At 62.4% G+C, this 21524-nt stretch carries 17 protein-coding genes and 1 tRNA gene; 7 read left to right on the plus strand and 11 right to left on the minus strand.

Features of this window, described 5'->3' with window-relative positions; translation table 11 throughout:
• The 3 genes from secD to queA all read right to left on the minus strand — a co-directional run bounded on the left by secD (position 1) and on the right by queA (position 4361).
• Positions 1-1869, minus strand: a complete 1869-nt coding sequence (gene secD, locus LVD11_RS00185; protein WP_237054743.1) for a protein translocase subunit SecD — start codon at positions 1867-1869, stop codon at positions 1-3.
• A 249-nt stretch (positions 1870-2118) separates the two neighbouring features.
• Complete coding sequence (gene tgt, locus LVD11_RS00190) at positions 2119-3243, minus strand: tRNA guanosine(34) transglycosylase Tgt (protein WP_305080644.1); 1125 nt, start codon at positions 3241-3243, stop codon at positions 2119-2121.
• 77 nt (positions 3244-3320) lie between these two features.
• Complete coding sequence (gene queA, locus LVD11_RS00195) at positions 3321-4361, minus strand: tRNA preQ1(34) S-adenosylmethionine ribosyltransferase-isomerase QueA (RefSeq protein WP_237054747.1); 1041 nt, start codon at positions 4359-4361, stop codon at positions 3321-3323.
• Between the two features lie 162 nt (positions 4362-4523).
• On the opposite strand from queA, the gene LVD11_RS00200 reads away from it, so the two are divergent.
• The 3 genes from LVD11_RS00200 to LVD11_RS00210 all read left to right on the plus strand — a co-directional run bounded on the left by LVD11_RS00200 (position 4524) and on the right by LVD11_RS00210 (position 7662).
• Positions 4524-4610, plus strand: a tRNA-Leu gene (locus LVD11_RS00200).
• Positions 4611-4911: 301 nt separating this feature from the next.
• Positions 4912-5865 carry a DUF2279 domain-containing protein gene (locus LVD11_RS00205; RefSeq protein ID WP_237054749.1) on the plus strand — a complete coding sequence of 318 codons (954 nt, stop codon included), beginning with the start codon at positions 4912-4914 and terminating at the stop codon, positions 5863-5865.
• A gap of 222 nt (positions 5866-6087) precedes the next feature.
• Positions 6088-7662, plus strand: a complete 1575-nt coding sequence (locus LVD11_RS00210; protein WP_237054751.1) for a phytoene desaturase family protein — start codon at positions 6088-6090, stop codon at positions 7660-7662.
• Positions 7663-7867: 205 nt separating this feature from the next.
• Here LVD11_RS00210 and LVD11_RS00215 read toward each other — a convergent pair whose 3' ends face one another.
• From LVD11_RS00215 to LVD11_RS00235, 5 genes are all read right to left on the minus strand, one after another.
• Entirely contained in the window at positions 7868-9070 is a 1203-nt protein-coding gene (locus LVD11_RS00215) for a multidrug effflux MFS transporter (protein ID WP_237054753.1), read from the minus strand.
• A gap of 114 nt (positions 9071-9184) precedes the next feature.
• Positions 9185-9628, minus strand: a complete 444-nt coding sequence (locus LVD11_RS00220) for a potassium channel family protein (RefSeq protein WP_237054755.1) — start codon at positions 9626-9628, stop codon at positions 9185-9187.
• A 1-nt stretch (position 9629) separates the two neighbouring features.
• Entirely contained in the window at positions 9630-10085 is a 456-nt protein-coding gene (gene tadA / locus LVD11_RS00225) for a tRNA adenosine(34) deaminase TadA (protein ID WP_237054757.1), read from the minus strand.
• 10 nt (positions 10086-10095) lie between these two features.
• Positions 10096-10899, minus strand: coding sequence for a putative RNA methyltransferase (locus LVD11_RS00230; protein ID WP_237054759.1), 804 nt, complete (start codon positions 10897-10899; stop codon positions 10096-10098).
• Positions 10896-12527 (minus strand): GMC family oxidoreductase, encoded by a 1632-nt coding sequence (locus LVD11_RS00235; RefSeq protein ID WP_237054761.1) that lies wholly within the window; start codon positions 12525-12527, stop codon positions 10896-10898. The genes LVD11_RS00230 and LVD11_RS00235 overlap by 4 nt, the downstream gene beginning before the upstream one ends.
• An 82-nt stretch (positions 12528-12609) precedes the next feature.
• Between LVD11_RS00235 and LVD11_RS00240 the strand changes: the two genes are divergently transcribed.
• Entirely contained in the window at positions 12610-13299 is a 690-nt protein-coding gene (locus tag LVD11_RS00240; RefSeq protein WP_237054763.1) for a class I SAM-dependent methyltransferase, read from the plus strand.
• Positions 13300-13342: 43 nt separating this feature from the next.
• Here LVD11_RS00240 and LVD11_RS00245 read toward each other — a convergent pair whose 3' ends face one another.
• Positions 13343-16015 (minus strand): family 20 glycosylhydrolase, encoded by a 2673-nt coding sequence (locus LVD11_RS00245; RefSeq protein ID WP_237054764.1) that lies wholly within the window; start codon positions 16013-16015, stop codon positions 13343-13345.
• A gap of 495 nt (positions 16016-16510) precedes the next feature.
• On the opposite strand from LVD11_RS00245, the gene LVD11_RS00250 reads away from it, so the two are divergent.
• Positions 16511-16996: a hypothetical protein gene (locus LVD11_RS00250; protein ID WP_237054766.1), complete on the plus strand. Its 486-nt coding sequence runs from the start codon at positions 16511-16513 to the stop codon at positions 16994-16996.
• Between the two features lie 72 nt (positions 16997-17068).
• Complete coding sequence (locus LVD11_RS00255; protein ID WP_237054768.1) at positions 17069-17569, plus strand: RDD family protein; 501 nt, start codon at positions 17069-17071, stop codon at positions 17567-17569.
• A 23-nt stretch (positions 17570-17592) separates the two neighbouring features.
• Here LVD11_RS00255 and lptG read toward each other — a convergent pair whose 3' ends face one another.
• Together lptG and lptF are read right to left on the minus strand one after the other, a co-directional pair.
• A complete protein-coding gene (lptG, locus tag LVD11_RS00260) occupies positions 17593-18657 on the minus strand; it encodes an LPS export ABC transporter permease LptG (protein ID WP_237054770.1) in 1065 nt (354 codons plus the stop codon).
• On the minus strand, positions 18654-19781 hold the full coding sequence (lptF, locus tag LVD11_RS00265; protein WP_237054772.1) for an LPS export ABC transporter permease LptF: 1128 nt from the start codon (positions 19779-19781) through the stop codon (positions 18654-18656). Before lptF ends, lptG begins: the two co-directional genes overlap by 4 nt.
• Positions 19782-19966: 185 nt before the next feature.
• Between lptF and LVD11_RS00270 the strand changes: the two genes are divergently transcribed.
• A complete protein-coding gene (locus LVD11_RS00270) occupies positions 19967-21433 on the plus strand; it encodes a leucyl aminopeptidase (RefSeq protein ID WP_237055756.1) in 1467 nt (488 codons plus the stop codon).
• Positions 21434-21524 lie beyond the last annotated feature (91 nt).

Consider the following 21524-nt stretch of genomic DNA (forward strand, 5'->3'; position numbering starts at 1 on the left):
CTAGATCCACAGCTTCTGCACACGGCGACCGCCGTAAAACAGGTTAATCAGTGCACGGGTGCCCATGATGGCGCTGAACATGGAGGTCAGGATGCCGATGGACAGGGTCACCGCGAAACCCTGTACCGGGCCGGAGCCGATGGCGTACAGGATCACCGCCACAATCAGGGTGGTGATGTTCGCATCCACAATAGTGCTGTAGGCGTTATCGAAGCCGGCACTGATCGCCGTCTGCGGTGGCATCCCGTTGCGTAATTCTTCCCTTATTCGCGAGAAAATCAGCACATTGGCATCCACCGCCATACCCACGGTCAGCACGATACCGGCGATACCCGGCAGCGTGAGGGTGGCCCCCAGGATGGACATCACCGCCACCAGCAGCACCAGATTCACCGCCAGCGCGATATTCGCCGCCAGGCCGAAGACGCGGTAGAAAAGCAGCATGAAGACCAGCACCGCGAGCAGGCCAATCTGCACCGACTTGACCCCCACCTGGATGTTGTCAGCCCCCAGGGACGGGCCGATAACCCGCTCTTCCACGAAGTACATGGGCGCCGCCAGGGCACCGGCGCGCAGCAGCAGGGCCAGCTCCTGGGCCTCGGCAGCGCTGTCCAGTCCGGTGATGCGGAACTGACGGCCCAGCGCACTCTGCACGGTCGCCAGGCTGATGATCTTCTTCACGTCGGTGCGCTTCTGCACCACTGTCTCGTTACCCTGGTCGTCCACCACTGTCTCGGGCTCAAAGCGACTCTCGATGAACAGGGTACCCATACGGCGGCCGACGTTCTTCCAGGTGGCGCGATGCATCAGCTCGCCACCACGGGCATCCAGGGTGATGTTCACCTGCGGCAGGCCGCTCTCGTCGTAACCCACACGGGCATTGGTGACCCGGTCACCCTTGATGATCACCTTGCGCTCGAGCCAGGCACCGCCGTAGGCCTGGCGCTGCTGCTCGTTGCGATACTCGAAGTATTCCTTGTTGGTCACCAGGGTGTCGGGACGCGCCTCCATCCGGTACTCCAGATTGGCGGTCTTGCCGATAATGCGCTTGGCCTCGGCGGTGTCCTGCACGCCCGGCAGCTCCACCACAATGCGGTTGCGGCCCTGGCGCTGCACGATGGGCTCGGCCACCCCCAGCTCATTGACCCGGTTGCGCAGGGTAGTGAGGTTCTGGGTGACGGCGTAGTCCTCCAGTTGCTTGACCTCCTGCTCGGACAGGGTCGCGCGCACCTCGAGGTTGTCACCACGGCCGGCCTCGGTAATCTGCAGCTCCGGGAACTCCTTGCGCATGGTGGAAACCGCCTTGTTGCGCAGCTCCCCGGTGCGGAAGCGGGCAACAATCTCGCGATCGTCTTCCAGCTGCACACTGCGGTAGCGGGCGTCGGCGGCACGGAGCTTGGCCTTCACGTCCTGCACGTAGCCTTCCATGTTGGTGCGCACGATGGTGGCGGTATCCACCTCCATCAGGAAGTGCACGCCGCCGGCCAGGTCCAGGCCGAGCTTCATGGGGCTGGCACCCAGGTCGGCCAGCCACTCCGGGGTGGTGGAAGCCAGGTTCAGGGCCACCACGTAATCACTGTGTCCCAGGCTCTCCTGGATAACGCGCTTGGCGGGAAGCTGGTCCTCTACCGAGTCCAGCCGCAGCAACACGGCCTTCTCTCCCACTTCACCGCCGAAGTACTCGATACCGGCCTCGTCCAGGGCTTCCTGAGCCTCTTCCAGGACGCTTTCACCGATCTCCATGGCACTCGACTGACCGGAAATCTGTACCGCCGGATCCGGCTTATACAGGTTGGGCGCGGCGTACAGGAAGCCGAGCGCCACGACGATGAGAATCAGGAGGTACTTCCAGATGGGGTAGCGATTCATGCTGCTCTCGTTGTTGTAATTGGCCTTTTGGGCCGGTAAAGCCTGGCGATTTCGGGAGATATGCGGGCACATGCCGGGAATTGCAAGGCGGGCACTGCAACCGAATCGGGGGCCGATTATACGGGGATCGCCTGTGGGTACAAATCAGCCCCGGGGAAGATGGATCTCCCTGCAGGTGCGGCCGCTGGCCGCGACCGGTCACTCACGACCGGCGTTCGCGGCCAGCGGCCGCTCCTACAGGGACTGGTCTCAGGATTGGGCGGCAAGCGGTGGCACCTCGCTCCCCAGGACTGCATAAAACTTGGCCACATAGTCCTCCAGCGCCCCGGCGGCAATGGCATCGCGCAGCTGCTGCATCAGGCGCTGGTAGTGGCGCAGGTTGTGGATGGTATTGAGCTGTGAGCCCAGGATCTCGCCGCAGCGATCCAGGTGGTGCAGGTAACTGCGGGAGAAGTTCTGGCAGGTATAGCAGTCGCAGTCCTTCTCCAGCGGGCCGGTATCGTGCCGGTGCTTCGCATTGCGGATCTTGACCACCCCTTCGAACGTGAACAGGTGGCCATTGCGGGCATTGCGGGTGGGCATCACACAGTCGAACATATCCACACCGCGACGCACCGCCTCGACAATGTCTTCGGGCTTCCCCACGCCCATCAGGTAGCGCGGCCGGTCGGCGGGCATCTTGTGGGCGAGGTGGTCGAGGACCTTGATCATCTCTTCCTTGGGTTCGCCCACCGAAAGGCCACCGATGGCGTAACCGTCGAAGCCGATCCCGGTCAGCCCGCGCAGGGAGACATCCCGCAGCTCCGGGTACATGCCCCCCTGCACGATGCCGAACAGGGCCGATGGGCTGTCGCCGTGGGCCTTCTTCGAGCGTTCCGCCCAGCGCAGGGACAACTCCATGGACTTGCGCGCTTCGTCCGGCGTGGCCGGGTACGGGGTGCACTCGTCGAAGATCATCACAATGTCCGAGCCCAGCGAGCGCTGCACGCGCATGGACTCTTCCGGGTCCATGAACACCGGGCTGCCGTCCACGGGGGACTTGAAGGAGACCCCCTCCTCCGTGATCTTGCGCATCTTGCCCAGGCTGAACACCTGGAAGCCACCGGAATCCGTCAGGATGGGCCCCTGCCACTGCATGAAATCGTGCAGGTCGCCGTGCTCCTCGATCACCTCAGTGCCGGGCCGCAACATCAGGTGAAAGGTATTGCCCAGGATGATATGGGCACCAATCGCCTCCACATCCCGTGGCAGCATGCCTTTCACCGTGCCGTAGGTGCCCACCGGCATAAAGGCGGGTGTCTCCACCACCCCGCGCGGAAAGCGCAACCGGCCGCGACGCGCGTGGCCGTCGGTGGTATCCAACTCAAACTGCATAAAGCACTGGCGGCTCAAAGGAAGCTCCTGACTGTTCTCTGAAAGCGGGGGTCTGCGGGCAAATGTAAGGCCCGCCCTTACCAGCCGCTGACCTCGGGGTTGCGCTCGATCAGCATGGCATCCCCATAACTGAAGAAGCGGTAGCGCTCTTTCACCGCCTGCCGGTAGGCATTCATGGTCTGCTCATAGCCGGCGAAGGCACTCACCAGCATCATCAGCGTGGACTCCGGCAGGTGGAAATTGGTGATCAGCCGGTCCACCACCCGAAAGCGGTAGCCCGGATAGATGAAAATCTCGGTCTCGCCCACCGTGGGCTGCAGTTCACCCGAGGCCGCAGCGCTCTCCAGCGCGCGCACACTGGTGGTGCCCACGGCGATCACCCGCCCGCCGCGGGCACGGCAGTCCGCCACCGCCCGGCACACGGATTCCGGCACGTTCAGTACCTCGCTGTGCATCTGGTGGTCGTGGATATCGTCCACCCGCACCGGCTGGAAGGTACCTGCACCCACATGCAGGGTAACGAACGCTGTCTCCACTCCCATGTCCCGCAGGGTATCCAGCATCTCGTCATCAAAGTGCAGGCCTGCAGTCGGGGCGGCGACGGCTCCGGGCTCCCGGCTGTAGACCGTCTGGTAACGCTCCCGGTCAGACGCTTCATCCGGCCGGTCGATATAGGGCGGCAGCGGCATATGACCCAGCCGCTCGAGCACCGGCAATACCCCCTCGGAAGGAAACTCCAGCTCGAACAGCGCCTCGTGGCGCGCCACCATTGCCAGCGGCGTGTCGTCCTCCAGCAGCAACCGAGAGCCCGGCTTGGGCGACTTGCTGGAACGGATATGGGCCAGCACCCGCCGCTCGTCCAGCACCCGCTCCACCAGGATCTCCAGCCGGCCTCCGGTCTCCTTGCGGGCAAACAGCCGTGCAGGGATCACCCGGGTGTCGTTGAACACCAGCAGGTCCCCCGGCTTCACCAGTTCCGGCAGGTCGGCAAACCGGCGATGGCTTACCGCCCCGGAAGGCCCATCCAGGCACAGCAGGCGGCTGCCGCGCCGCTCCTCGGCGGGGGCGCGGGCAATCAGCTCATCGGGCAATTCGAAGTGAAAATCCTGGCGACGCATGGCTTCAGTTTAGGTGGTTGCGAAGTGGCGCGAAGAGTACCCGAAAGCCCTGCCCTCGCCAAATCCGGTTGACCCCCCAAGCCCCCCCGCTATAATGTGCCACCCGCCCACCGAGGCGCTTCCATCGACAGGCGGAAGCCGGCCCGACGGCGACAGAACAATGCCAGAGTGGTGAAATTGGTAGACACGACGGATTCAAAATCCGTTGGGGTAAAACCCGTGCCGGTTCGAGTCCGGCCTCTGGTACCAAACAGAAAGGCCCGCAATAGCGGGCCTTTTTTTTTGGTACCAGAGGCCGGCAAGAGCCGCCCCCCGGCTCGACCGATTGCGCCTCTTCTGCCAGAAGGTGCGCAATCAACAACAAGCAACCGCCAGGCTGCGAGGCCCGCACGGACAAAAAGGCCTTGGCCTTTTTGTCCGTGCGGGCGAAAATATGTTCATGTCGATAGCGATGTCGATCAGGAGATTGGGGACATGACGGTAACCAACTCCATGGGGGGATTGCTCTGCTATGCCTGCTCCCCATCGAAGCTTCTTCGGGCAATTACGAATGAAAAGAATAATTTGCACAGCTTTGTTTCCTGCTGCACTGCTCCTGCACGTCGATGTGACCATGGCCGGAGGGAACAGCGCCGCCCTGGACAGTGGACTAGAGCCGCCACAGTACTCCGGGTGGTCTGGTTACCTGCAGGAGTACCCGGTAGCTGGCACCGGCTGGGAGGGGCTCGAATTCGCGCGATTCAAGCAACACCTTTCCGCCATACCATACGAAACGACCGGAGTCGCCGCTGCAACTCTCGCTGTTGGGCTACTGGACTGGGGCTGGGGATCCAGCGAATTCAAGACAACCAGCGAGGGCTTCTTCCAGCTCGATACCGCCAATGGCGGCATGGACAAGCTAGGCCACATCCATGGCACCTACCTTCTGAGCGAATTTTTCGCTGACTCCATCCACCACAAGAGCGGGCATCCCGAGGGTGCTGAAGCCACCGCAGCCACCCTTGCCTGGTTAACCATGTTACTAGTGGAGCTTGGCGATGGATTTTCCAGCGAACACGGCTTCGCCAGCGAGGACATTGTTGCCAACACCACGGGCGCGGGGCTCTCATATCTGAGGCGCAATATCCCCGGCCTCCGGCAAAAGCTGGACTATCGCATCGAGTACTGGCCCTCAGGCAATCGCTCCGGGTTCAAGCCCCACTCAGACTACTCGGGCCAGAAGTATGTGCTCGCCCTTAAATTCAGCGGCTTTGGCCTGTCGCGGCACTCTCCTTCCCGCTACCTTGAATTACATGGCGGCTACTATGCACGGGGCTTTACACTTAGCGAAGAACTCAGGGGTGAACCCCGGCGTCGCGAACTCTATATCGGCCTGGGCCTGAACCTGGGAGAAATACTGTTCGACGCTTCCAGCCCGAGCAGCAGTGCCGGAGAGCGGCTCGGCCGCCGATTCTTTGAATATGTGCAACTTCCCTTGACCTATATCGCCAGCAAAAATGACTAGGCATAGACCGGCGCTTGCGACCGGCAGGACCTGCCGAAGGCTGGGAGTGCCCCGGGATCAGGTATAGACCATGCCGACTGCACAAGCCATTCTGTTGTAGCTGCACGAACGCGGTATACCTCCCTGCAAGCCTCTCACATCAGCACCGGAGGCGGACGCCCTTCACTTTTCCAGGCAACTTTGGCATAACCTCACTACAGCCATGCAGTACAGAGAATAACAATGAAAGACATCCTGATCGTCGGCGGTGGCCACAACGGCCTGGTGTGCGCCTGCTACCTGGCCAGCGCCGGAAAGAAAGTGACGGTGCTGGAGCGCCGCGATATCGTTGGCGGCGCGGCGGTTACCGAAGAGTTCCACCCCGGTTTCCGTAACTCCGTGGCCAGCTACACGGTCAGCCTGCTGAACCCCAAAATCATCCGCGACCTGAACCTGCACGAGCACGGGCTGCAGGTGAAGCTGCGTCCCCAGTCCAACTTCTTCCCCCTCTCCGGCAGTGAGAGCCTGTCGTTCTACAAGAGCCCAGAGGATACCCGGGCAGAGATAGCACGATTTTCCGAAAAAGATGCCGCGGCCCTGCCGGCGTTCTACGAGATGCTGGAAACCGTGGCCGATGTGCTGAGGGAAGAGCTGTTACGCACCCCGCCCAACGTCGGCGGTGGGCTGGCCGACCTGGTCCGCGCCGGCAGCTTCGGGATGCGTGCGAAAAAACTCAGCATGGCGCAGCGCCGGGATGCCCTGGACCTGTTCACCAAGAGCGCCACCGACGTGCTCGACGCCTGGTTCGAGAATGACCACGTCAAGGCGGCGTTCGCATTCGATTCCATCGTTGGCAACTACGGCGCGCCCAGCACACCGGGCTCGGCCTATGTACTGCTGCACCACGTCTTCGGTGAAGTGAATGGCGAGAAAGGAGCCTGGGGCCACGCCATCGGCGGCATGGGGGCCATCACCCAGGCGATGCTGAAAGAGGCGGAACGCCTCGGCGTCGAGGTGGTTACCGGAGCCGGGGTGGAAGAAGTCATTATCGATGGGGGCCAGGCCAAGGGCGTCAGACTCGCCGATGGTGAGGTACTGCATGCGCACAAGGTGGTTTCCAACGTGGGCCCGAAGCTGCTGTTCGGCAAGCTTGTCGACGAACAGCACCTGGACCCGGAATTCCAGCGCAGGGTGCGGGGTTTCAAGGTGGGCTCCGGCACTTTCCGCATGAACGTGGCCCTGTCTGAACTGCCCGATTTCACCTGCCGTCCCGGCGCACAGCTGCAGCAACACCACCAGGCCGGTATCGTGATCGGCCCCACCATGCAGTACCTGGAACAGGCCTACCTGGATGCGAAACAATTCGGCTGGTCGAGAAAACCCATTGTGGAAATGCTGATTCCGTCCACGGTCGACGACACCCTGGCGCCTGCCGGCCAGCACGTGGCCAGCCTGTTCTGCCAGCAATTCGCGCCGGAGCTGCCGGAAGGCAAGGACTGGGACGATTACCGCGAGCAGGCCGCGGATACCATCATCGACACGGTCACAGAGTACGCTCCAAATTTCCGCAACTCGGTCATTGCCCGGCAGATCCACTCACCGCTGGACCTGGAGCGCAAGTTCGGCCTGGTGGGCGGGGATATATTCCACGGCGCCCTGGGCCTCGACCAGCTCTGGTGCAACCGGCCCTTTATGGGTTTCAGTGATTACCGCACCCCGATCAGGGGGCTCTACCTGTGCGGCTCGGGCACCCACCCGGGCGGGGGTGTGACTGGTGTACCGGGGCACAATGCCGCGCGTGAAATATTGAAGGATTGATAGTCAAAATCCATCATAAAGGGGGCTCTGGCAGTCATTCACCCGGCCCCCGGTACGACCACTTGCATTGCCTCCCGGGGGCTTCATGCAACACACGGGATAATTTTACTCTGCCCCAATTATTCAAAGCTTTTCCCTTGCGGCTTACCACGTTGTCGGCAGCAGTCATTAAGCGCTGCCGCACGTACCACCTTCCTCTATCAGGTCAGGTGCCGGCCATTTGTGGTTCTGCCGACTTGCCCAGCGTTGTGATTGACAAAATCACAGCCAGCACCGAGCAGATGGCTATACTGGCCGCGAGGACCACCGGCGTTCCGTTAAACACCAGGCTGACCAGCACGATCGCCACCGCCCCCAGCAGCATCTGCATGGCGCCACCCAGAGCGGCCGCAGTGCCGGCGATGGGACCGTGGTCATCCAGGGCCAGCACCATGGAGGTCGGCACCACCAGTCCCAGGAAGGTGTTGCCGGTCAGCAGCAGGGTGACCAGTAATGCAAAGCTATTGAAGCCAGCACTGACCAGGCCGACCATCACCAGTGAAGCCAGCGCAAAGCCCGCCACGGCAACCCTGACCACCGGCTGGGCCCCGTAACGCTCCCCCAGGGTGGCGGCAAACTGGCTGGAAGTAAAAAAGCCCAGCGCGTTCAGGGCAAAGGCCAGGCTGAACTGGGTGGGGCTGAGGCCGTAGTACTCCGTATACAGGAACGAAGAGGTGGAGATAAAAATAAAGAAGCTCGACATTCCCAGCCCACCGATCAGCGTCAGGCCCATATAGGTACGATCCCGGAACAGCACACCGAAAGCTTCCAGCATGGCCGACATGCGGAACGGCACGCGGTTCCCCGGCACCAGAGTCTCCTCAAGGCTCCAGCGTGTGAGTACCAGGCTCACCACTGCCGCCAGGGCCACCGCGATAAACACCGACGGCCAGCCCAGCCACCCGATCACCGCGCTACCCGCCAGCGGCGCCAGCATCGGCGAAATGGAGATGACCAGCATCACCGTGGTCATCAGGCGGGTGCCCTCGTTGCCGGTATAGCAGTCGCGGATAATCGCCCGGGGGATGGACATTACCGCTGCCGCGCCCACGCCTTGCAGGAACCGCAGCGCAATCAGCCATTCGATCGTGGGCGCAAAAGCGCAGCCGAGAGATGCCAACAGGAACAGTCCCAGGCCAAAGTACAACGGTGGTTTGCGCCCGAACATATCCGAGGCCGGGCCGTAAAAAAGCTGGCACACACCGAAGGCCACAAAGAATGACATCAGCGTGTACTGGACCGCTTCCACCGGCGCTTTGAGGCTCACCGCGATCTGTGGCAGGGCGGGCAGGTACATATCAATCGCAAACGGACCGACACAGCTGAGGAGGCCCAGGATCAGGGCCATCTTGATAAATCCGGGTTTCATAACTTCTCTGGTGTTGGTCTCGCAGGCAGTTCCGCACTGCCAAGGGCTGGTTATTCGTCAGGATATTAGGGCATGGGGCAGGCAACTGTCAGCACAGGCGAACTCTACTCCTCTTCATTGGGAGTTATGGTTTTCCCGATTTACCCAGTACTTCTGCATTTTCAGGAACATGAAAGATGCGGTCCAGGTAATCATCACCAGCCCGGTCAGAGCCTCCAGGCCGGCGGTAAAGCGCAGGTGGCCGTAAGGCTCAATATCGCCAAACCCCAGTGAGGTGTAGGTGGTGAAGGAAAAATAGGCGCAATCGATCAGGGAGCCGTCGAAATTCCCCCCCAGCGTCTCGAAATGGCTCGAGCGCACCATAAAATAGTAACCGAGCGCGAACAGCCACATTTCGATTACATGGGCAATCAGCGCGCCGAACACTCCCATCAATAATGCCAGGTTGCGGTGCAGGGTAATCTTCTGCCCCAGGCGGAACAGGCCATTCAGTGCCTCGTGGTGAATGACCACCACCGTCGCTACCAGGGCGCAATTGATGACGAACGCAAGCAGCATGTCAGCGCCTGCCCCGAAAGAATTCCCGTACCAGCTCACCCGCTTCTTCTGCCATCACCCCGCCCTCCACGGCAATGCGGTGGTTGAAGAAGCCGGCCTCCCCCAGCTGCAGCTGGCTTTCCACCACGCCGGCGCGAGGCTCCCTGGCACCGTAGACCAGTCGCCCCACCCGGGCGTGCATCATGGCCCCGAAACACATGGTGCAGGGCTCGATGGTGACAAAGAGAGTTGTCTTTGGCAGCCGGTAATTCTGCTCCTTTTCCGCTGCCCGGCGCAGGGCGACGATTTCCGCATGGGCGCTGGGATCGCAGTTGCCTATGGGGCGGTTGCTGCCCTCGCCGATTACCTGGCCGTCACGCACCAGTACCGCGCCCACCGGTACTTCCCCACGCTCCGCGGCCACGCGGGCCAGTTCCAGGGCATGCCGCATAAAGGTGTAATCTTTCGGTGTCGCCATCGTTTCTCAATCAGGATTTACAAACCAGGCGGCGCAGGACGAAATCCGCCTCCAGTTCCAGGGAGTCGCGCTGCTCCAGATTCTCTCGCGCGCTGCTGTCGCCCTTCCACGCAAAAGGGGTCATGGCGAGAAAGTCGGCCACAGCGCCGGCGCCCTGCAGTACAAGCCGGAAACTGCAGCGCATCTCCACTTCCGGTGCAAAGCCCTCGACGGGCTTCGGCGGCGCATGCTCCCGCGGCTCCGCATAGAGCGCGCGCTTCAGGGACCAGAGGTGCTCCGGCCCCGGCGCCACATCCAGCAGGGTGCCCCCCGGGTTCACGACGCGTTGCAGCTCGCTGTCCGCCGCCGGGGCAAATACCCGCAGCAGGTGGTCGACACTGTCCGTCTGCACCGGGATGGCATAGCTGCCGGCCACCACATACTGGATGCCCGGCTGCGACCTGGCAGCCATGCGTGCGCCAGCCTTGGAGATATCGATCCCCCCGAGCGCACCAGCGGGCCAGCCGGCATGGCGCAGCTGCCGGGTATAAAATCCCTCACCGCAACCAATATCCAGCAGCTGCCGCCCGCTACGGTAGGGTAGCAACCCATTAATCGCATCTACCAGGGGGCGGTAGTGGCCCGCCTCCAGGAAACGGCGCCGTGCCCGCAGCATATCTGCGGAATCACCCGGCTCCCGACTGCGCTTGCGATTCGCCGGCAGGAGGTTGACATACCCCTCACGGGCGCGATCAAAACTGTGGCCATTGGTACAACGCCAGCTTTCACGGGTGTTTTCAATCGCCGTGTGACATACGGGGCACAACCAGATCATTCTGTCTCTTTTACCTCAGCAGGACGGTTTCGGGCGGGCTCCCGTTGCAGGATCATGTCCGCGGCTTTTTCTGCAATCGCGATAACCGGCGCGTTGGTGTTGCCGCTCACCAGGGTGGGCATGATCGAGGCATCAACCACCCGCAAGCCACCAACGCCTCGCACCCGCAGCTCACTGTCCACCACCGCCATGTCATCATCCCCCATTTTACAGGTGCCGACGGGGTGATAGATACTCTCGGCGTTTTCACGGATAAACGCCTCTATCTTTCGCCGCGTCGCCAGGGGCTCTGCCGGACTCCACCACCGCTTCTGGTAGCGCTGCATGTCAGCCTGGGAGAGGATCTCCCGCGCCATTTCGAAGGCCTCCACCATTACGTCCAGATCAACGTCCTCACTGAGGTAATTGGGCTGGATACGCGGCATTGCCGCCGGATCGCGGGAAACCAGGGAGATGGTACCGCGGCTCGCCGGGCGCAGGGCGCACGCATGCAGTGAGTAGCCATAACCACCGGGTTTCTGCAGCCCGTGCTGGAACAGAGGCGCAGCGCAAAAATGGAACTGGATATCAGGATGACCGCCGGCGTGGCTGGAGCTGGCAAAGCCTCCCGCCTCGGCGACATTGCTGCTCAGAGGCCCGCGATTCAGCAGCAGTAACTCCGGCAGGCGCAGTGCGGCCTTGAGCATCGGCCAGGGTGAATTGGAGAAGGTTACCGGTGCATTGGCTTCCACCACCTGCGTGATATCCAGGTGGTCCTGGAGGTTCTGCCCCACCCCCGGGAGGTGCGCCTGTGGCGTGATGCCCAGCCGCTTGCTCTCGGCGACATCGCCAATGCCCGACAACTGCAGCAGCTGGGGCGACTGAATGGCGCCAGCGCTCAGGATTACCTCCCGGTTGGCGATGATACGCCTGCCATCCAGCAGCTCCACACCGGTCACCCGGTCCCCGTGAAACAGCAACCGTGCCACCTGAGAACCGGTATGCACCTGGAGGTTGGGTCGATTGATGATCGGGTGCAGGTAAGCCGCCGCAGAAGAACAGCGACGGCCACGGCGCTGGGTCACCTGGTAAAATCCCACGCCATTCTGCTGCGAGCCATTGAAATCGTTGTTCAGCCGGTGGCCCGCTTTCTGCGCTGCGCGCACAAATGCGCCACCCGCCTTGCTCTTCCACTTCAGGTCCGACACCGACAGGGGGCCATAACCGCTGTGGTGGGCATCGCTGCCGCGCTCGTTGCCCTCGGCCATCAGGAAATACGGCAGCATATCCCGCCACCCCCAACCGGGGTTACCGGCGGCCTCCCAGGCATCGTAATCAGCGCCGTTGCCGCGGATGTAGATCATCGCGTTAATGGCACTGCTGCCGCCAAGTGTGCGTCCGCGAGGCCATAACAGGCGCCGCTCGTTCAGGTGCTGCTGTGGCTCGGTGTGGTGATGCAGGTTGTAACGCTGGCCCGGCACCAGGTAATTGATACCGGCCGGGACACTGATCATCAGGCTGTGATCGCGGCGGCCCGCTTCCAGCAGGCAGACCCGGTTCTGTTCTTCGGCACTGAGGCGGTTGGCCAGCACACAGCCAGCGGAACCGGCGCCGACAATGACATAATCAAAGACCATCTGACGGGACATTTATTGTTTCTCTCTTATTCCCTGTTTCACCCTCAAGGTACACTTGGCGCGCCCCTTCTCCAAGGCGAGTGGAACACCAGCCATGACCGATTCCGAATTCAGCGATAAAAAGATCCTGCAGAGCTGGGAAACCAACGCCGCACCCTGGACCCGGGCGATCGATACGGGCGAGATAGTCAGTCGCAAGCTGGTCACTGATGCAGAGATTGTAGCCGCCCTGCTCGAGCACTGGCCCGGGAGCGTGCTCGATATCGGTTGCGGGGAGGGCTGGCTGGGCAGGGTACTGGCTGCGCACGGCGTACACGTGTGGGGTATCGATGCCACTGCGGCCCTGGTGGAAACAGCCCGCCGGCGGGCCGGTCCACTGGAGACCTACCGCCAGGTTTCCTATACGGCGCTCGAATCGGGTTATCCGGGACGGCACTTCGACGCCCTGGCCTGTAACTTTTCCCTGCTGGGCAAGGAGTCGGTGGAGCAGGTATTCGCCAGTGCGCCCCGGCTGCTCAAGGGCCGGGGCCGCCTGGTGGTGCAGACCCTGCACCCGGCCGCCGCCTGTGGCGACGCGCCCTACCGGGATGGCTGGCGGCCGGGCTCATGGGCAGGGTTTGGCAGCGGGTTTTCGGACCCCGCCCCCTGGTATTTCCGCACCATCGCCAGCTGGGTCGAACTGTTCCAGCGCCACGGGCTGAAACGGGTGACACTGCGCGAACCCCTGCACCCGGAGACCGGACAGCCCGCCTCACTGATACTTGTGGGCAGTCGCGCCAGCTGACGGTCCGCTGGATCGCTGTTCAGCGGACAGCCAGCGAAAGGGATCAGTCACCCGCGACCGCCGGTGAAGCATCCCCGCTCGCGATTGCCGGCAGGGACACCGCGCGGCCCTCGCGGCGCCCGTCAGCGCTGAGCGCACGCACCGCCTTCACCCCCCCCGCAGCAGTTGACGCACCGGTGGCCAGTGATTGCCACTGCTCACCATCGAAATACTCCAGCGGCAGGCCCGGGAAGGGCATGGCAGTGTGCAGCCTGCCGTTCCGGGCAATGGCACCCGGCACCGGGATCCGGTAGCCGACACCGGCCCGGTCCAGCTTGGGCAACTCGCGCTGGCCGAGCACGGCTGCGAAACCCCGCCAGTCCTCAGCCAGCGCCCGGCGGTCAACCCGGGAGGTTTCGGCCGAGAACTCCTGGCCCGCCTCCAGCGGCAGTTCCCAGGGCGCCCGGTGCCAGGCGCGCTCCGCCAGTGCCAGCAGGCGGGGGAATACCATGTATTCCACCCGCGCGTCGGTGCGCACTACCTCACTCCACAACTGGCCCTGCACCCCTCGCACCCGCTCGGCAAAAGACGCCGCCGGGGCCCTGGCAGACCACGGCTGGCCATCGCGGTTCAGGGAGATCTCCGCCAGTTGCGCGGTGTTCAGGGGGGCATAACTGAAAGTCTTGCGTGTATCGGTGCCGCGTGATGCCCAGTAGTAACCGCTCTCCTCCGGATCCAGCTCATAGGGCATATCGAAATAGAGGAAATCCGAATGCGCTTGCACCACGTCGAAACCAGCCTCCGCCAGGTGAACGCTCTCGTCCCCCCCGCCCCAGAACAGCGGCGCCCAGGCGTTGGCATAGTTGTCCTCCGTGGCCAGCGAGGCCTCCGCATCAGCGACACTCTTCACCCCGTCATTCCAGGCGGCCAGGGTCTCGATCCCGGCGTCCGCCACCAGCTGGCTGACACGGCTGGCGTAATAGGCGCCGAGGTCATCAATACCATCCACCGCGCCACCGGCCACCAGCTTTTCGCACTGGGGCGAGCCCGACCAGGGCTGCCGGCGCGCTGCCGCGGGCACGTCCCCCCTGTCCGGATCAGTGCCGGGCGCAGCTTCGAAGGCATCGCTGGCGAGTATGTTGACCGCTTCATCGCCGCCAAAGTGCCAGCTGCGCAGTGGCTGGCCTGCTTCCCGGTGCATCGCCTGTACCTCACGCATTACCTTACCGACAAAGGCGTACGTGGATTCGATACACGGGTTGATGTAGCTGTCGTCATAGAACTGCACCGACAGGTAGCGGGTATCATCCTCCGGGTCGATAAGACGATACTGCCCGGCCCGCCCGGGTGACTCGTCCACCAGCTTGCGATAGCGCGCCTCCATTGCCACGACCGCAGCCCGGGCGTGGGCGGGCATGTCGAATTCCGGGATCACCTCGATGTGCCGCGCAGCCGCAAAGCGCACGATGTCGATATAGTCACCCACCGTGAAGTGGCCACTGCCACTGTTGTCAGTATCCGGCCCAGACCCCAGCTGCGGCAGCAGGCAGCGGGTCTCGGCCAGGTCGAAGCAGCGCCGCGCGCCGACATCGGTGAGCTCCGGCAGGCCGGGGATTTCCAGCCGCCAGCCCTCGTCGTCGGACAGGTGGAAGTGGAAGCGGTTGAGCTTGTAGGCGGCCATCTGGTCCAGCAGCTTCAGGACCAGCTCCTTGCTGTGGAAATTGCGCCCCACGTCCAGGAACATGCCACGGTGCGGAAAACGTGGCCCATCCTCCACCACCACCCGGGGCAGCGTCGCCTTTGCCGGGTCCGCCAGTGCCAACAGTGACTGGACACCGTAGAAAGCCCCGGCCGCGTCAAAACCGACGATCTCAGCGCCATCGCTGCGAATATCCAGCCGATAGGCCCCCGAACGGCCGTCATCAAAGTCACCCGGCACAATCGCCACTGTCACCGGATAGGCTGCTTCTCCGGTAGCACCCAACCCCAACTGCCGCACCCGCGCCTGAACAGCCGTGATAGTCCCAGGTGCCAGCGCGGTGGCATCCACCACAATGCCGGCATCGATCGCAAGCGGGCTACCGGTAACCCGCGTTTTCTGCGCCTGCGGAATCATGCGGTGGCGCCAATCGCCGGCGGCCCCGTGGGCGACCGCGGAGAACTCCGCATACCGCGTCGCGGCTGTGGCGAGTGTACTGGCATCCCCGGCGGTGCGCTTCCAGTTGTCCGGGTGATGGCTGTTGATGGGTGCTACCAGGCCATCGACCGCATCGCTGTCTGTGGACGCAATGACCCGTGCCCGGCCGTCGCCGTCCACCACAAACATCCGTGGCATCAGGTCAGACTCTGCCTGCAGCCAGTGCTCTGCCAGCAGGTCGATTTCCAGTAACTCGCCCTCGCCCAGGCCGCTGAACGCCGATGTGGGCCGCAACCGGTGCAGGTCGCCCTTGACGTGCTCCAGCACCAGGTCGTCGCGATTCAGCACCGCCAGCGCCCGGCGGACACTGTGGAAATACAGGGTCCAGTCCCCCACGCCCGGTGCGATGGCCGGTCCCTTCCCCCTGTTGATCAACGAAATCCGGTAAGTAGAGCAGGTGGCTCCGCTCCCCCCGGCCCGCTTGCAGCGTTCCCGCAACTCATCGCCCAGGGCCTGGAAATTCACCAGCACCGCTTGCTCAACCTCGACATTCTCGGCAATGCGTGATGCCGCTGGGAACCCGGAGCCAGTTGAAGGCATGTGCGGATCACTACAGGAGGCAGCAAGCAGTCCGGCGAACAGGGGGAAAAGGAATCTGGCAGGGCGGAAAAGGGCCATGGGCTTCTCATTGGTTATTGTCGTTGTCGGCCAAGATAGCGAAAAAGACAGCGCTGTCAACACATCTCAACCTGATAGCTCTTAACTACGGGTCGGATAGTCCGTTGAATTTAGTGTCTGGCGGTCATGGTGACTAGATCATGTTTTTATAAAAAAGATCAGAACGCCACTTCGCCGCCATAAAAAACTTTGACGCTTTGCACCCCACCGTCGCGCAGGACTGGACAACACTGTGAGAGGTGAGGAATGGCGCGGGCTGCAGAGAGAATGACCAAACAAACCCAACCATCCACGATTTTTCGTTGCAACCGCTGGCGGCTCTGTGAGATACATCGGGGTGTTCCGGGTGAGCCATAATAATTACAGCGGTTGTTCAGTAACCGTACAGGAAAAACAGACACCCTCGGGGTAGATCCAATGGAACTCTGCAGTATTCGTTTCCGTACCTCCAGGCACCTGACAGCGGTGCTGAGCCTGTGTTTGCTCCCAGCAACCTGCTTCGCCGACGATATTTTTATTCCCGATTCCAGTAACGCTCTCAACCTCCAGGCCGATAACGCCTTTTTCGTCGACAGTGCATTTGCACTGGACAATACGGCGCTCTACCAGGCCGCCGACAATCTGCGCAACAACTCCATGAGTAACGTCCAGCGCCAGCTCAATTACCAGTGGCTGCAGATGCATACGCATCCGGACAAATTCAAGCCCACCATGGGTGGCCGCGCACTCAACCAGATCCTGAAAATGGGCTGGGACACCTACCGGGAGCAGAACAAGCGCAACTCTTCCAACCCGCTCTTGCGTTATTCCAATGCCGGGCACGGCCGCATCGGCAAGTCGATGGATTACGATGTGCGCCTGTCAGACGACAAGTTCAAGGTAAGCTTTGAGTACGAGTTCTGAGGACACTCCAAAACTCACATCAGAGCGGCAGTTTGTTAGAATCTCCGCCAGTCCAATCTGGCGGAGCCTGCCGTGAGCAACCTTACCACCCCTGCAACTTTTAGTGATCTCCCCCACGCCGGTGTCGGCCGGCGCCTGGCCGCCCTACTCTATGACACCCTGATCATTGCCGGCCTCCTGATGGTCTATGGCTTTATCGCGTTGCTGGTGGCCTCTGCGGTGGTCGGGCTCGACTGCCAGCCCGGCGCACAGGATTATTCAACGCCCTGTGTCAGCGGCGACGAACCACTGTTCCGGCTGGGTGCCCTGGCGGTGATCGCAGCTTATTTCATCTGGTCGTGGCGTGCTGCGGGACAGACCATCGGCATGCGGGCCTGGCGACTGTTACTCGCCAGTCAGGGTGGTGTACAGCTGAGCTGGCGCCAGTGCGCCGTCCGTGCCCTGGTGGCACCGATATCACTGGCTTGCCTGGGAGCGGGTTACTTCTGGGCCTGGACCCGGGCGGACCGTGCCAGCTGGCACGACCTGCTGTCCGGCACCGAAGTGCGCCTGCTGCCGAAGAAGAAGAAGTAGCAACCGGGGCGCGGCCGCTACTACTAGCGCGCCCGCTTCAGCAGCATCACGCCGAGACCGAAGCACAGCAGGATTGGCACCAGTACGGCGACAAAAGGCGGGAAACCGAACACCAGGGAAGAGGGCCCAAGCATATCCTGCAGCGTCTGGAACACGATGCCCACCATCACCCCGGTGAAGACCCGCAGGCCCGTGGTCACTTCCCGCAGGGGACCGAAGATAAAGGAGATGGCAACCATCACCAGGCTGGCAATGGTCAGCGGCTGCAACAGCTTCTTCCAGAACTCCAGCCAGTAGCGGCTGGCATCCTCCCCCTTGCCATCCAGGAAGCGGCCGTAGGACCACAGGTTACGCGGGGAGAGGTCCGAAGGCAGCGGCACCACCAGTGAGAACAGTTCGGGTTGGACATCCGTCTCCCACACCTGCTTCTCGCTGGTTTCCGCAATTGCCTGCTCTTCGGTAAAGCGGGTCGAGCGATTGTTGACCAGCTCCCACTCCTCGCTGGCATAGTGACCGCGCTCAGAGAAGGTCACCCGCTCCAGGTCCCGGTCACTGCCAAACCGATAGCGGGTGACACCATAGAGGTCTCCCCCGGGCATCGCGGCGTTGAAATGCACGAATTCCCCACCCTCGCGCATCCACAGCCCCTGCTCCAGGCCCCCGCGCTTAAACTCACCCAGCGCTACCGCCTTGCGCGTCTCCGCCGTCTGGCTGGTATGCGGGATAACGAACTCGGCCAGCACCAGCCCCAGTACAATCAGGATCAGCACCGGCTTCATCACCGCCCACGCCAGTCGGCCGATGGAAACCCCCGCCGCGCGCATCACGGTGAGTTCGCTGGTGCCTGCCAGCGTGCCCAGCCCGATCATGCAGCCCACCAGCGCGGCGAACCCCAGGTATTCGTAGATCCGGTCGGGGACAGTCCAGAGCAGGTACTTCACCACGTCAGCCGGCTGATAATTGCCATCGATGTCCTGCAGTTCATCGATGTAGGCAAAAATCATGTCGAGGCCAAGGATGACCAGCAGCACGCCAGCGATCGCCGCCGCCACCGTGCGGCCGATGTACAGGTCGAGCTTACCCATCATTGCGAACCTCCCCCCCCGGACCGGCCACTGCGTTTCGGACAACGGCGGAACCTGCCACCACCCAGCAACAGCAGGCCGAGAATAAGGAAGGGTGGGTGCACCAGCCAGAGGGCTGCCGGATTGGCGATATCACCATCCTCGACCGCACCGCGCACCCAGATCAGGCTGTACAGGTAAACCATGTACAGCAGGACCGCGGGGATCATTTTCAGGTAGCGCCCCTGTCGCGGGTTGGTACGACTCAGGGGGACCGCCAGAACTGCCACCACCAGGACCAGCACCGGCAGGCTGAAACGCCAGTGCAGGTTGGCCCGCTCCTCCGGCTTATCACTGCGCCACAGGTCCAGGGTGGCAGCGCTTTCGATACGGTCGCTCTCGCGCTCACGAAGGCGGGGCATTTCCAGTAGGGTCTCGTAGCTGGAAAACTTCATCAGCCGATAGTCGCGCTGCCCCGGCACCCCTTCGTAGCGGTAGCCGTCGCGCAGTACCAGGTAGCGTAACCCGGTCTCCGGGTCGATCTGCTGCACCCCCTCACGGGCAAGGATCACCACCTGGTAATCGGATTCTGTCTGCGCCCTGGCTGAGCCCAGCTCGGCCAGGAATACCTCGTTCATGGTGGAGCGATCATCGCTCAGTGAGTCGGCATAGTAGACCGCCCTGCCCCCTTCTGTGGCAACAAACTTACGCGGCACCAGGTGATCGAACTCGTTGCGGGACTTGTCGGCAGTGAGCAGGCCGGAGGAACGCTCCAGCCCGGTGGGCGTCAGGTACAGGCTCATGGAGGCCACCACCAGCGCCACCAGCAACGCCGGGGCCAGGGTATAGGTGAGCAGGCGCCGCTCGCTGAACCCGCAGGCGTGCAGCACCGTCATTTCACTCTCGATATACAGTCGCCCGTAGGCGAGCAGGATGCCGAGGAAGAACCCCATCGGCAGCAGGACTTCGAGGAAACCCGGCAGGCGGTAGCCCATCACCGGGAAAAGGATACCGGCGGACAGGTCCCCGGCGGCCGCTTCCGCCAGGTACTTTACAAAGCGACCACTCATCACCATCAGCAGCAGAACAGCGCTGACTGCCAGCGTGGCAAAAAGCAGCTCGCGGCAGAGATAGCGGAAAATAATCACAGGGCGAATGGTTTCCTTGGTAACAGCAGTGCGTACGGCCGGACAAAATTTAAACAAGTGCCAAACCCAGTTAAGCATTACGAGCGCTACCGGGTTAAACTTGAGCGGCGCATTATCACCAAAATCGCAAGCAATGTCTCGGTTCGGGGACATTGATCCAGTTTTCAGTAAAAAGGAAAGGAATGATGCAGTTCACCGCCAAGGTCTCTGATATCACCAAGCAGCGCAGCGCCTGCGCAATTCTCGCCGCAGACAGCAAGAACCGGCTGACCGCCAGCGGCAGCAGTCTCGATGGTGAGACCGGTGGTTTTATCGGCCGGATCCTCAAGCGCGGGGACCTCGACAGCAAGCCCGGCAGCACCCTGCTGCTCACTCCGGGAGAAGGCAAGGCGGACCGGGTCCTGCTGGTGCGCACCGGCGACGGCGTGCTGGACCAGGCGAAATTCCGCAAAATCGCGCGCACCAGTGCCGAGGCCGTCAAGGGTTTCAAGGATGCCACCAGCTATCTCACCGAAGTAGAAGTTACCGACGCCGATATCGGCTGGCAGGCTCAACAACTGGCACTGGCCGCAGGGCTGGCTGCCTATAAGTTCACCCGCTGCCTGAGTGAGGCCAAGCCCAATCCGCTGGCCAAGTTCCAGGTCCACGCGCCGGACCGCAAGGCGCTGAAAGCAGCGCAGCAGGGCGTGGCCCTCGGTGGTGCGCAGGCTTCCGGCAGCAACGTCGCGCGGGAACTCGGCAACCTGCCGGGCAACATCTGTACACCAATGTACCTGGCCGGCCAGGCAAAAGAGCTGGCGAAAAAACACACAAAAATCACCACTAGTGTTGTTGATGCCAAGAAGATGCAGTCACTGGGCATGGGTGCATTCATGAGCGTCGCCAAGGGCAGTGATGAGCCACCGGCCCTGATCGCCATGAACTACAAAGGTGGCAAGGCCAGCGACAAGCCCGTGGTGCTGGTGGGCAAAGGCATCACTTTCGATACCGGCGGCATCAGCCTCAAGCCCGGCATGGCCATGGATGAAATGAAGTTCGACATGTGTGGCGCGGCAAGTGTGTTCGGCGTAATGAATGCCCTTGCGGAACTGCAGCCGGCAATCAACGTGGTGGGCCTGGTAGCCGCGGCAGAGAATATGCCCAGCGGCCGCGCCAGCAAGCCCGGCGACGTGGTTACCTCCATGTCCGGCAAGACCATCGAGATCCTCAATACCGACGCCGAGGGACGCCTGGTACTGTGCGATGCGCTGACCTATGCGGCCAAGTTCAAGCCCGACGTGGTCATCGACATCGCCACCCTGACCGGTGCCTGTGTCATCGCCCTGGGCAACCATGCCACTGGCCTGTATGCCAACAAGGAGGAGCTGGCAGACGCCCTGGTCGCCGCCGGCGAGCGGGCTGGCGATCGTGCCTGGCAGATGCCCCTGTGGGATGAGTACCAGTCGGCGCTGGATTCCAACTTCGCCGACATGCAGAATATTGGCGGCCGCGAGGCCGGCTCGGTCACCGCCGCCTGTTTCCTGTCCCGTTTCGCCGAGGATTACACCTGGGCGCACCTGGATATCGCCGGCAGTGCCTGGAACTCCGGCGCCAGCAAAGGAGCCACCGGTCGCCCGGTGCCACTGCTGCTGGAATACCTGCTGGGCAAATAAGACCTCGCCGGGCCTGGCCCGGCGATATTCGATCAGGGCACCCGACGCCGGGGCCCTTTATCCACCAATAGCCCCTGGTCCCAGAACCCGA

The sequence above is a fragment of the Microbulbifer sediminum genome (assembly GCF_021729035.1).
Lineage (GTDB): Bacteria > Pseudomonadota > Gammaproteobacteria > Pseudomonadales > Cellvibrionaceae > Microbulbifer > Microbulbifer sediminum.